A 13,002-nucleotide genomic window follows, 5' to 3' on the forward strand; every position below is an offset into this window, starting at 1 on the left:
CAACCTACCTTCAAGCGAGCGATGACAGGAAAGCCGCCACGCGCGGCGAGAACCATGACCCGACAGATCGCCACCCCGTACAAATTCCGTCCGCATGATCTGGTGTGGATCGATGATCCGCGGAGCTTCATTGCGCCGTCGCCGACGCCGGCGCCGGCTTGGGTCGCCACCGCTCTCGCTGCAGAGCCAGTCATGGTGGTGCGACGTGGCCGCGTTTCATCGGGGCTGATCCCGGTCGGCGTTCGTGGTAGCGCACGTGACGAGCGCTTCGCCGGCGTAGTGGCTTCCGCCTCTATTACAAGACGGGTCAGGCCGGAAGAATTGTTGTCGCAGCGCCAGGAGCCAACACAGGCTCGCCGCGATGCGATGCCGGCATTGCAGGGATTTTACGCGGTCATGTCGGCTTGGGCAGATCTCGATCTGCCCTGGGGGCCGGTCGGCAGCGTTGGCTTTGAATTGGCAACGGGTGTGCCGGTCGCCACCGCGTCCAGTGATCTCGATCTTGTCGTCTACGCTGCGTCGTACCTGTCGGAGCAAGACGGCAATCTGTTGCTGGAGGCGGTCGCAGGCATCGACGCCGTTGCCGACATTCAAGTCGAGACGCCGCAGGGCGGCTTTTCACTGCGCGAATATTGCGACGGTCGGTCGCTTCGGCGGCGATTGAAGACTTGCGACGGCGGCGCGCGGCTTGTCCGCGACCCGTGGTCAAACGCATAGGGAGAAGTCGCATGACCATCGCCTTTCTGTTTCCCGGCCAGGGATCCCAGCGTGCAGGTATGCTTCACGAACTGCCCGATCATCCAAGCGTGACGTCCACGCTCGATGCGGCGAGCAGCGTACTGGGCAGAGACGTGCGCGAGCTCGACGAAGAAAAGACCCTGGCATCGACGGTATCGACCCAGGTGGCAATCTATGTTGCCGGCGTCGCCGTGGCCCGTGCGCTGGCGGCCGAGGGCGCATTTCCCGACGCCGTCGCCGGCCTTTCGGTGGGGGCCTATGCGGCGGCGACAACGTGCGGCGCGCTATCCTTCGCCGACGGTGTTCGCCTCGTTCATCTACGCGCGAGTCTGATGGAGGCGCAGTTCACCACAGGCTATGGCCTCGCCGCTGTTGTCGGTCTCGACGAGGAGCAGGTGTCTGCGCTGGTGGCCAAGGCCACGACCGAAGCGTTTCCTGTCTATGTCGGAAATCTCAACGCGCCGCGCCAGATTGTAGTGGCCGGGGCGCTGCCGGGCGTGGACCGGGTCGTCGAACTCGCCCTTCAGGCCGGTTGCAAGAAGGCGGAGCGCCTTGCCGTCGCGGTGCCGTCTCACTGTCCGCTTCTGCAGGGAGTCGCGGATGTACTGGTCGAGCAGCTTCCGACGCTCGAGCCTGGAACGGTGCAAACCAAGTACATGACCAATCGCAGGGCTCGTCCGACGCGCGTGCTGGATCGTATTCGAGACGACCTCGCCACCAACATTGCGCATCCGGTCCGCTGGCACGATTCCACGCAGGTTCTTGTCGAACTGGGGACGACCCTGTTCGTCGAGATGAATCCTGGTCAGGTGCTGTCGAGCTTGACGACAGAAGCGTTCCCGCAAGTTCCGTCCATCGCGATGGCGGCGGTCCCCTTCAACAACGCGGCTCGGCAAATCCGGGAAGCGATGGAGGCGGCCGAATGACCCATTTCTGCCGCCGACCATTCGATCGACTTGGGCGAGATCGATCGGCGGAAAACGAAATATCCGACCTTCCGTTTCTCAATATCCTCACACCCAACGGAGACTCATGTGGCCATTTTTGAATCCCTAAGTGGGGTAATCAGTTGCATGCTGATGATCACGCTCGGTTACTATCTGACCCAAATCAAGTGGTTCAATAAGGATATTGGGCAACTATTTTCCAAGTTCGCAATGACGGTCACCATCCCACTCTACATGATCGTCAGTATGATGAAGTCCTACAAGAAGGAGGACCTGCTACAGCTCGGCGTCGCCGTCATCGTGCCACTGTGCTCGATGTTGGCTCTCTGGATCATCGGCATTATCGTCTCGAGAATAATCAACATTCCAGAGCATCGGCGCGGCGTATTTCGAGCCATGTTCTTCGTCTCGAACAGCGCCTTTATCGGATTTCCGGTAAACATTGCACTGTTCGGCGATAAGGCGTTGCCGATCGCGGTGATGTATTATCTGGTGCAGTCGCTGCTGTTCTGGACGATCGGGGCCTACGGCCTCAGCATCGATGGACCGAAGTTCGCTCGCCTCCAGAACACCGAGAATTCCGATGTAGCTGTGCCTCGCGTGTTCAGCTTGCAGACGATCAAGAACATTATGTCGCCACCCTTGATCGGCGCCGTGGTGGCCATCCTCCTCATACTGTTCTCCGTGAAGCTGCCGACATTTGCCAACAGCACGATGACTTACCTCGGCAGCATGACAACACCACTGGCGATGTTGTTCATCGGCATTGCGATCTATGTGGCGAATCTACGCAGCGTTCGCATCACCCCGGACATGGGAATCTTGATTGCTGCACGATTCCTGATAGCGCCTGCGGTGACGATCGGGGTCTGCTACATCTTCGATGTCCCCGATTTCATGCGCAGCGTCCTGATCATTGAATCGGCCATGCCCGTGATGACCCAGGTCTCGATCGCAGCGCGGGCGTACAAGGCAGATGCCAACTACGTTGCCGTCATGACCGCGCTGACTACTGTCCTGGCACTGTTCACCATCCCGACGTACTTCATCCTTCTCACATTCAAGATCATCTGATCGCTCGATTCAGGTTTGGAATGAAAATGGTGAGGCTGACGTCGATGGCAGAGTGAAATAGTCCTCCGAACCTGGGGTGCGGCAATGCATCCCGGGTTCGGCGGTGACGAGTGCCTCTTCAGTAATCTCTCTCAGGGGAATGAAAGTGAAAAAAGAACAAGAGGTTGTTCAACGGCAGCGATGGCCGAGGTCGCTGTTCTCTGCGCCGAGTATTGTACTGTTCCTGCTGTGCGTCCTGTACTTTTCGGCATATGTCGATCGCGTGAACATCAGTACGACGGCGAGCCTGATGCGGCACGAGTTCGGAATCTCGAACGCCGAAATGGGCTTGGTGTTTTCCGCCTTCAGTTATCCCTACGTGCTTTTCATGGTGTTCGGCGGCTGGCTCGCAGATCGTTTTGGCGCCCGCCGTGTTCTGATCGCCTGCGTGACCGTCGCCGCTGTGGCGACCTTCGCGACCAGCATGGTAACCGGCCTGGTAGGCCTGTTCGCTTGTCGCCTGCTGCTCGGCTTTGGCGAGAGCGTGATGTTTCCATCTGCTACGCGCGGCATGCAGGCCTGGATTCCGCAGGACCGCTACGGTTTCGTTCAGGGCATTACCCATTCGTTCTCCCGGTTGGGTAACGCGGTGACGCCACCGATCGTGGCTGCGCTGGTCATTCTCTGGGGATGGCGAGGATCGTTCGCCGCCATGGGTGTGTTGACTGTCCTTTGGGTCTTCTTTTGGGCGTACTACTATCGCGATGACCCTCGCGATCATCCCAAGATTGTCCCCGAAGACCTTGTAGATTTGCCGGAGCGGGCACCCGCCAAGGCACGCAGAGTACCTTGGCGTCGCCTTGCGTGGCGCATGGCGCCGGTGACCTTCACCTACTTTTGCTACGGCTGGTCCGCGTGGGTCTATCTCAACTGGCTGCCGTCGTTCTTCCTGGACGGCCATGGGTTTGATCTGAAGAAATCTGCAGCGTTTGCGTCTGGCGTGTTCTTCGCCGGCGTGGTCGGCGATACCGTGGGCGGCCTGATGAGCGATGCCATCAAGCGACGCACGGGAAACGTGAAGCTCGCGCGGCTGAGCGTATTGTGGGTCGGCATGCTTGGTTCCGCCGCGTGCCTGACAGCGATGATGTTTCTTGAGGACGTGATGATCATCACGATGGTGCTGGCCGCAGGCTTCTTCTTCCTCGAGCTTGTGATTGCTCCTGCCTGGGCAGTCCCCATGGACATCGCGCCGCAATACGGCGGCACAGCCAGCGCAATGATGAATATCGGCTTCGCGCTGGCCGGCATCTTATCGTCGGTGACATTCGGCCTGATCCTCGACCTCACGGGCAGTTGGTACCTGCCGTTCCTGTGTTCGATCGGCCTGCTTCTGGCTGGAACAGCGACGAGCCTGGCGATGCATCCGGAACGGCAATTCATCGATGAACCGTCTGGACCCGTGAAAACGGGCACACTGCGAATTGTTTCAACGCAATAGAGAGGGCGACGTCGACTGACGTCTCCATGAAAGGATTGATCTGTCGCGCAGGAAGATTGTGTTGGCGGGAGCGGGGCAAATTGGAGGAACCCTTGCCCATCTGGCGATGCTGCAACGGCTTGGAGACATCGTGCTCCTCGACGTGACGCAGGACCTCCGGCGGGCAAGGCGCTCCACCCGTCCCACGCGCCGCCGTGGAGGGCACCGATGTTTCACTGCGCGGCACCACTGACCAGTCGGCTCTGGCCGGTGCCGATGTCGTCATCGTCACGGCCGGTTTCGGCTCTGCCGGTTGTCGATCGCCGCGATCGACTTGTCGGAGAGATCAGCCGGGAGGAAGTCGCTTTCATTATGGGTGAGTTCAGCGAGTGACGTGGCCAGCATTGATTGCCTCGCCCGGGTCCGCGGATCGTTTGCCAGCCGTAGAAGGAGGATAGACTTGATCAATCGGTCTCACAGACAAAGCAGACATTTTGTCGGTTTGGATCGCCGCCTGCTCCGTTGTTCGGTCGGCAGTGCCGCTTTCTGGCGGGATAATGTCGGGCAGGCCGGCGTCCCGTGCCGCCAGCAGGCCAAGCGCGGACCAATCGAGATTGGTCCAGCCATGAGCGACCATGGTGACGAGGCGATCGTGGACCAGGCTGGCCGTCGGCATTGGCGCGCTATATCTTTCGGCTTCGGCAAGCGCCAGCCGGAGGTCCTTGACTGCCAGTGGCGCGGGCATGCCCGGCGGACTGTACCGCTCATTGGCGATCTTGCCGCCATAGGTTCGGTGAACGCGCGAGTCGAACAGCGAATTGGTGAGGATGTCGAAGCCGATGCGATGATCAATTCCGCCCTTGCGGAGCAGCGCGAGGACTTCGGCCACGCCTTGCATGGTCAGTGCGGTCAAGACATTAGCCGCGAGCTTCATGAGGTTGGCGGCGGCGGCCTCTTCGCCGATGACGAAGAGACGTTGGCCGAGAACTTCGAGCAGTGGGCGAACAGTATCGATAGCGGCATGGGGACCCGCTGCGAGAATGAACACGTCCCCCGTATGTGCCATGTCCGGATTGCCGAGAATCGGAGCAGAAACATAATTTTGGCTGCGTGCCGCATGGGCCGCGGCCAGATGGCGGGAGAGGGGCGGGCTCACCGTGCTCATCGAGATGTGGATGGCGCCGGTCGCGAGCATATCGAGCAGACCCTGCGGACCGGTCGCAACGCTTGCCAGCGCGTCGTCGTCGGGCAACGAAGTGATCACAACGTCGCAATCTGCGAGATCGGCGAGGTTCGCGGCCGCGATGATCCCCGGTCGCACCACGGCATCGATTTGAGCCTGAAACGCATCCCACACGATGATCGGATAGCCCGCGGCGCCGAGGTTTTCAGCAAAAGCACGTCCCATTCGACCGAGTCCGACGACGCCAACGAGGCGTGGACGAGCCGGCTTTGCTGGTTGGGGCGATGGCGTGGAGGAGGACGCTGCAGCGACGATGGCGGCTGACGATCTGCGATCTGTGCGTATGCGGGCCATGGCGGATATCGCTCTGGAAATTGAATCTAAGCGCAGCATGACACTGGATTTCTGGGTGGAAAACCCCCCCTGCGGCAAATGATTGTTGCGTGACTGGAAAGCGGGATACGTCGTCGATGGACTACCTCATGGCCATGCGCGCCTTCACCCGTACAGTCGAACTCGGCAGCTTCTCGCTGGCCGCGATGGACCTCGGCGTGAAGGTATCGACGATTTCCCGTCATGTTGCGGCCCTAGAATACGATCTCGCCGCGACCCTGCTCAATCGGTCGACGCGCCGTCTGCACCTGACCGAGGCCGGTGCCGTGTTCTACGAGCGGGCTACGCATATCCTGAACGCCGTGGGGGACGCTCGCGCCCTGACGACGTCGCTGAACGGGAAACCGCGAGGACTGTTGCGGATCAACATGTCAACCACGTTCGGGCGGCTGCACGTCATGCCGCACATGAAGGATTTCATCGCCGAATATCCCGATATTCGCATTGATGCCACGCTGACCGATGTGATGGTCGACATGATCGAGTCCGGGGATGACGTCGCAGTGCGAATTGGCGCGCTCAGGGATTCGACCATGGTGGCGCGGCGCCTCGCCGCGCATCGACGTGTCGTCGTTGCTAGTCCTGCCTATCTTCGGAATCAAGGTTCGGTCGCCCAGCCGGGCGACCTGGCCAAGCACAATTGTTTGGTTTCCAAGACGGCAACCGGCGACTGCTGGTACTTCCGGCGGCACAGTGACGCATCGACAGAACTATACGAGATTGCCGTGAGTGGAAACGTTCGCGCGAACAGTTCCGATGTCCTGCACGACGCAGCCGTGGCGGGGCTCGGCGTGGCGCTGTTGCCGTCATGGTTGGTGGGTGAAAATCTACGGGCAGGGCGCCTTGTCCCGCTGTTGGGCGATTGGGACTGGTTCGCAGCACGCGGCCCGGAGCCGGCGATCTGGGGCGTTTACCCGCCGAAGAAAATCGTCTCTCCCAAGGTTCAGGCTCTCCTCGCGTTTCTGGCACTGCGCTACGCGAGTCCAGCCTATTGGGATCGCCCTTCGGTGGAGGATAGCTCGCGACCAACGGGCGCGGAAGTATCTGGGTGAGTGGCGGCCGATTTGACCGCCTCGATCGCAGCCCGATCGGCGCCACGCCGACCGAATGCCGGCCCTGGAAAGTGCAACGACGCGAGAGCGTGCCGATCCGGCGAATGATCACCGTTGCGCCACGCGCAACAGACCTTTGCCGGCACGAACTCGTCACTTAACCCTTGTGCAAGTTCGGCACTCTAACGGTTGTCGGCAAGCGATGACTTTCTATCTCGGCTCCGTGATTCGGTTCCTTGACAAGGTCGTTCGCGCCCTGACCACGCTCCCGAAGGACGCCCTCATGCTTGCCCAGATATCCATCCGTACCAAGATCACGATCGTGGTGTTCTTTCTTCTGATTGCCATGACGGGCATGGGCTTGCTTGCCGTCGCAAGCATGCGCTCCATCAATGCCAACACGACGGAGATCCAGCGCCTCTGGTTACCGAGCGTGCGCACGCTCGGCGAGTTGCGCAGCATTGCCACGGGATATCGCGGGATCGTCCGTCTGCATATCCTGGCCGAAACGCTGGCTGCCAAGACAGCCGCGGAGAAGCGGCTGGTGGAGGCGTCGCAGAGCCTGCTGAAAATCCGTCAGCGCTATGAGCCACTTATCAGTTCATCGGAAGAACGTGCCATCTACAATGACTGGGTCCAGCAATGGGAACGCTACGAAGCAATGGTCCAGCAAGTCGTGGTTCTGTCGCGCGACGGCATTGGCAGAATTCCCCATGATGCGTTCGAATTCAACGAGACCAAGGCCTATCCGGTCGGGAAGGCAGCGGACGTCATCCTCGATCGCGACGTCGATCTGAATAACAAGGGCGCGGACGATGCGGGTATCGCTGCTGAGGGCAACTACAATTTCGCCTTCCTTCTGCTCGCGACCATTCTTGCTGCGTCGGCCGCGGCAGGAATCAGCGTCGCGGTCTACCTGGTACGCAGCGTATCAAGCGGCATCGCCTCGATCGTGGGCCCTATGCAGGCGCTTGCCCATGGCGATCTCAGCGTTGAAGTGCCGTATCATGGTGCGAAAACCGAAATGGGCAAGATGGCAAACACCTTGCAGATGTTCAAACAAGCGCTGATCGAAAAGAAGGCCAGCGACACTGCTGCCGCGGCCGATGCCGAAGCCAAGATTCAGCGTAGCCAGCGTGTCGATGGCATCACTCGGGAATTCGAGACGATCGTAGGCGAGATCGTCGAGACGGTGTCGTCGGCGTCGACGGAATTGGAGAGCTCCGCGGGTAGCCTGACCTCGACAGCGGAACGGGCGCAGCAGTTGACTGCGGTGGTGGCGACAGCATCGGAGCAGGCCTCCGCCAATGTGCAGTCTGTGGCCTCTGCGACTGAAGAAATGAACTCGTCAGTGAACGAGATCGGTCGCCAGGTCCAGGAGTCCGCCCGCATCGCCAGCGCGGCCGTCGATCAAGCCCGCATGACCAACGCCAACGTTGACGAGCTGGCCAAAGCGGCCGGTCGGATCGGTGCCGTCGTCGAATTGATCAGCAGCATCGCTGGGCAGACCAATCTGTTGGCGTTGAACGCAACGATCGAGGCGGCGCGGGCCGGTGATGCCGGCCGTGGCTTTGCCGTTGTTGCGTCCGAAGTGAAGGCATTGGCGGAGCAAACGGCGAAAGCCACCGGCGAGATCGGCCAGCAGATCGCCGGGATCCAAGTCGCGACGAGGGAGTCGGTGGACGCGATTAAGGAAATCGGTGCAACAATCGAGCGGATGTCAGAGATTTCATCGACCATCGCCTCCGCAGTCGAAGAGCAAAGTGCGGCGACACAGGAAATCTCGCGAAACCTGCAACAGGCGGCGATGGGCACCCATCAGGTCAGTTCCAGCATCATCGACGTGCAACAAGGGGCCAGCGAAACAGGATCGGCCTCGTCGGAGGTGCTTTCGGCGGCGCGATCGCTGGCGCGCGACAGCGACCGGCTGAAAGTCGAAGTAGGCAAGTTCCTCAATACCGTGCGGTCTGCGTAAATCAGGGAGCGGATGCAGAGTGCGTTAGTTAGCCATCCTCCAAACTGCCGGCCCGTCAGGCCGGCGTAACGAGAATCGTCTCCGCGAATTCGAAGTAGCTGTGTGTACCGAAGCCTTATCCGAGTTGCTGACGTGATGGAATCGCCTAAGCTGGCGGCTGAACGGCTGATCGGATCGATCCGGCGTGAGTGTGTGGACCACATCATAGTCTTAGGCGAGGCGCATCTGCGCCGAATCCTGCGATCGCATGCGGACTACTACAACCGCGTCAGAACTCATCGATCCCTTAACAAGGATGCGCCGGTTTTCCGCCCGGTTCAGCAGACTGGTGTGATCAGTTCACGCGCCATCTTGGGCGGACTTCATCACCACTACGCCCGAGCGCGCCGGCATCGTCGACGATCGTCGAAGCGCCCACGAGTCGATGCTGGCAGCTTGCCGCGGGGTCCAAGGCGGCAGATGACCTGCGCGGGTTGGCCTGCGAAAATCGCGGCGTGAGTACCCGAAGGCGAAGCCTGGCCGGGGGTTGTCGGCGACCTGCTACTTGCAGCCGCGGCAGATCGTAAGCTTGCGCTTTAGTTTGTCGTCTTCCGCTTGATCGACCGATTGCAGCCCTGCGATACTATTGGGCTCTTGACTGAGTTTGGACTGTCTTGCCGCGCGCGACCTAGCCCGTCGCGTCGTCTGGCCTGATGTGTCGCCGTCGTCGACGATACCGACGCTAAAGCCATCGTAGTCGGCGGCTGGTTTAGGCGACGACGGGAGCCTGCCGATGACCGGTGTAGACGAAACGCCATCGGTCGCCGATGGCGTTCCAACATTGGTCGTCGCCGATGGTGCCGAACCCTTGTCAGTCAACGGCGGCGCAAGCGAAAGCGGCGGGGCAAGCGAGGTTTGACATCTAGCGCTGTCGTGCAACCAAAAACCGGCAGACAAGAGGCCAAGGGCAAATAGCGCAGCGCTTTTCATTCGCGTTCTGCAAACCGCTTCGATTGAAATCGTTGATCGCGGGACCCTTCTGGCCACGCTTCGGTCAAATTATCCGCTAGTTACGTGGCGATCAAAGTTGGCGGAAATAGGGAGTAACGGCCGGAAACAAGCGCTCCTTGATCCGCTTATGGCGCAACCCGGACCGTCGGTGTGTGTCATAAACCCGAAGGCGGATACCCGCAACTACGGGTAGGTATAGCCTTCGGCTAATCAGCCGGCAGAAAATTCATATTTTACAACGCCGCGTCAGCTTCATCTAATCCCTTTCTAAGCCATTTGGTGGCCGCAGCGCGCGAAGTCGGTGGGGCTTGCCGGCGAGTGGAGGCGTTTGGCCGGAAACGAGCGAGAGGGACATGATGATATCTGACGAGCGGCAAATACGCATCGATCTGGCCGCCTGGTACTAGCGCGAGCAGGAGCTGCTTTGCGCGGCTTCGGACAACAAGATAGTGTGCTCGGAACATGGACTAGTACCTCGACGATGACGAGCTTTACGAAGCAAGAACCACGCCATGTCATTCTGGTCGCCGAGAGTTTCGAGACGGCTGGATTGACGGACTTGAACAGTTCGTCGACAGCCTCGTTGTAGGAACCCATAAAGCCGCGCGTTTGAAGGAAATGGTGGCGCGATGTGGGGAAAGACGGTAGCGCTCCCCCGCTACCAAAACTACGATTTTGCACGCCAACCTACGATTTTCCGCGATTTTATATCGCTCGATGGTAGCGCCTCGGCCGGAAGCTTACGACGGAAACCAGTAGTCTAAGTCTCCGCTGGCACTGTCTGCAATTGGAGTTAGCGCCTAAACGGCCTGATGCGCGACAGCGGCGTTCTTTCGCGCAGTCCGCGCCGCGCTCCTGCGAAGGACAAGCATGCGCCGCAATCAAGATTGTGGGCGAGGGCCGGCAGGTCAGGCGAGCGTGAAACGCTCCACCTCCACGAGGCAACTCATTGCGTTCGGGCCTTGTGTGAGAAGAGATGTGCCGACGTCATGGGTCAGCACATTCGCGGTTCCGGCGCGTTCCGGCGCGCCCTCGTGTTCGATGTCGGGATCGAACCAGGCGCCGGTTGCCATCACCGCCACACCCGATTTGATGCTCGCATCGACCCGCACGCCGGCAAGGCACGCTCCCCGATCATTGAACACCCGCACGAGATCACCGTCCTTGCAGCCACGCGCCGAAGCATCCATCGGGTTGAGGGCGATGCATTCGCGCCGCGCGACTTTGTTGCCTTGAGGGAGCGGCGCGAAATCAAGCTGGCTGTGCAGCCGATCAGCCGGCTGAACAGTAAGCAAGTGCAGTGGAAAACGTTGCGTCGATTCCGCGCCCAGCCATTCTCTTGGTTCGATCCAGGCCGGGTGCGGGCCGCAATCCGGGAGAGCGAAGCCGGCGATGGTCTCGCTGTAGAGTTCGATACGGCCACTCGGCGTCTTTAACGGATGAGCGGCGGGATCAGCCCGGAAATCTCCAAGCAGCACGAAATCTTGATTCGGCTCCGGCAGCTCCAGCATGCCTTCCGCCCAAAAATTCTCGAAAGCAGGGAAAGCAATCCCGCCCTGCGCGTTTCCCGCAGCGCAGCGGGCATAGATGTCGCGCAACCAGTTCATCTCATCGCGGCCCTCGGTGAAGGCCGCTTCGTAGCCGAGACGAGCGGCGAGATCTGCGAATATATCGAAATCCGATCGAGCTTCGTGCAATGGAGCGATGGCTTGGTGCATTGCCACCACGAAGCGGTCGCGGGAGGATCCCCCGATATCGTTGCGCTCCAGCGTCGTGGTCACGGGGAGCACGATGTCGGCAAGCCGCGCTGTCGGCGTCCACCAGATCTCGTTGACAACGATCGTTTGCGGACGCCGCCAACCCATGAGCAGACGATTGAGCTGTTGATGGTGATGAAAGGGATTGCCTCCCGCCCAATGAATGAACTTGATGTCGGGATAGGTCTCGCGTCGTCCATCGAAGGCATAAGGAGTGTCTGGCTGGAGGAGCATGTCGGCGATGCGGGCCACGGGAATGGCGCGGCCGAGGGGATTGCGTCCCACCGCCATTTCCGGACCCGGCGTGGCAGGACGCGGATTGCCCACGCCGTTCATGGAGCCATGACCGAATCCGAAGCCACCGCCCGGCAGGCCGACTTGTCCGAGCAGCGCCGACAAGGCGATCGCCATCCAGTAAGGCTGCTCACCGTGCTCGGCTCGCTGGACTGCAAATGAGCAGGTGATGTAGGAGCGTCGGCCGACGAGTTGCGCAGCGAGCCTTGCGATTGCCGCCGCGGGCAGCCCGCAGATTTGCTCGGCCCATTCCGGCGTCTTGGGGACGCCGTCACCGACGCCGCGCACATAGTCGCAAAGCGTTTCGTGCCCAACCGTGTAAGTGGAGAGGAAATTGCGATCCTCACCTCCGATGCGCAGGATTTCGTAGGCGAGCGCGAGCATCAATGCCACGTCGGTATTGGGCCGGATCGGAAGCCATTCGGCGCGCAAAAAGTCGGGGCAATCGCCGCGCGTGGGAGACACGTTGACGACAGGGATGCCTTTCTCGGCAAGGCGTCGCAGCCAGAGCTCCTGCGTGTGCTGCACGGCTCCGCCGGAGGAGACCTGTCCGTTCTTCAGCGCCAGTCCGCCGAAGGCGAGAAAGATCTCGGTATGTTCGAGGATGCTCGGCCACGCGGTGACGCGTCCCGTGAGAGGGCTGTAGGTGCCGATCACATAAGGCAGCAGAAATTGCGCGGTGCCCCAGCTGTAGTTGCCCTGCTGATCCACCGCACCGCCGCCGGAAAAGTAGAAGCGGCGAATGAGCGAGCGTGCGTGGTGGAATCGCCCAGCGGAAGACCAGCCATAGGAGCCTGCGAACAGCGCCTCGCGTCCGTGCTTCGCCTCTACCCGGCGAATCTCCTCGGTGACGAGTTCAAGAGCCTCGTCCCAGTCCACCTCGACCATCTTCTCGCGGCCGCGGCCATCGCCACCGGCGCGGTGGCGATGCTTGAGCCAACTCTCGCGGATCGCAGGCCGTCGGATGCGCCTGTCCGAATAAACCGAGGGAACGATGTTGCCGAGGATCGGCGATGGATTGGGATCGCTTGCGAAGGGCTCGCAACCAACCAGCCGTCCATCTTCGACGACGGCGGTGAACGCACCCCAGTGGGCAAGATGGGGGAAGCGACGCAGGGCCATGGCGATTTCCTTCAGCCGTCT

The 13,002-nt window shown here is 60.6% G+C and carries 10 protein-coding genes; 7 read left to right on the plus strand and 3 right to left on the minus strand.

What is annotated here, in order from left to right; translation table 11 throughout:
- Positions 1-54 precede the first annotated feature (54 nt).
- The 4 genes from OZ411_RS06990 (at position 55) to OZ411_RS07005 (ending at position 4,236) form a co-directional block, all read left to right on the plus strand.
- On the plus strand, positions 55-717 hold the full coding sequence (locus OZ411_RS06990; protein WP_282527331.1) for a malonate decarboxylase holo-ACP synthase: 663 nt from the start codon (positions 55-57) through the stop codon (positions 715-717).
- Between the two features lie 11 nt (positions 718-728).
- A complete protein-coding gene (gene mdcH, locus OZ411_RS06995; protein WP_282527332.1) occupies positions 729-1,664 on the plus strand; it encodes a malonate decarboxylase subunit epsilon in 936 nt (311 codons plus the stop codon).
- 147 nt (positions 1,665-1,811) lie between these two features.
- Complete coding sequence (locus tag OZ411_RS07000) at positions 1,812-2,759, plus strand: AEC family transporter (RefSeq protein ID WP_130577885.1); 948 nt, start codon at positions 1,812-1,814, stop codon at positions 2,757-2,759.
- A gap of 193 nt (positions 2,760-2,952) precedes the next feature.
- A complete protein-coding gene (locus OZ411_RS07005) occupies positions 2,953-4,236 on the plus strand; it encodes an MFS transporter (RefSeq protein ID WP_349016984.1) in 1,284 nt (427 codons plus the stop codon).
- Between the two features lie 361 nt (positions 4,237-4,597).
- Here the strand turns inward: OZ411_RS07005 and OZ411_RS07015 are convergent, their stop codons facing one another.
- Complete coding sequence (locus tag OZ411_RS07015) at positions 4,598-5,830, minus strand: NAD(P)-dependent oxidoreductase (protein WP_282527335.1); 1,233 nt, start codon at positions 5,828-5,830, stop codon at positions 4,598-4,600.
- A gap of 38 nt (positions 5,831-5,868) precedes the next feature.
- Between OZ411_RS07015 and OZ411_RS07020 the strand changes: the two genes are divergently transcribed.
- The 3 genes from OZ411_RS07020 (at position 5,869) to OZ411_RS07030 (ending at position 9,316) form a co-directional block, all read left to right on the plus strand.
- Positions 5,869-6,843, plus strand: a complete 975-nt coding sequence (locus tag OZ411_RS07020) for a LysR family transcriptional regulator (protein WP_282527336.1) — start codon at positions 5,869-5,871, stop codon at positions 6,841-6,843.
- Positions 6,844-7,126: 283 nt separating this feature from the next.
- Positions 7,127-8,818, plus strand: coding sequence for a methyl-accepting chemotaxis protein (locus tag OZ411_RS07025; RefSeq protein ID WP_282527397.1), 1,692 nt, complete (start codon positions 7,127-7,129; stop codon positions 8,816-8,818).
- 135 nt (positions 8,819-8,953) lie between these two features.
- Complete coding sequence (locus tag OZ411_RS07030) at positions 8,954-9,316, plus strand: integrase core domain-containing protein (protein ID WP_282527337.1); 363 nt, start codon at positions 8,954-8,956, stop codon at positions 9,314-9,316.
- Positions 9,317-9,358: 42 nt separating this feature from the next.
- Here the strand turns inward: OZ411_RS07030 and OZ411_RS07035 are convergent, their stop codons facing one another.
- Positions 9,359-9,787: a hypothetical protein gene (locus OZ411_RS07035; protein ID WP_282527338.1), complete on the minus strand. Its 429-nt coding sequence runs from the start codon at positions 9,785-9,787 to the stop codon at positions 9,359-9,361.
- Positions 9,788-10,716: 929 nt separating this feature from the next.
- Positions 10,717-12,981, minus strand: a complete 2,265-nt coding sequence (locus OZ411_RS07040) for a molybdopterin guanine dinucleotide-containing S/N-oxide reductase (protein WP_282527339.1) — start codon at positions 12,979-12,981, stop codon at positions 10,717-10,719.
- Between the last annotated feature and the right edge of the window lie 21 nt (positions 12,982-13,002).

Source organism: Bradyrhizobium sp. Arg237L (assembly GCF_029990105.1).
In the GTDB taxonomy this organism is placed as follows: domain Bacteria; phylum Pseudomonadota; class Alphaproteobacteria; order Rhizobiales; family Xanthobacteraceae; genus Bradyrhizobium.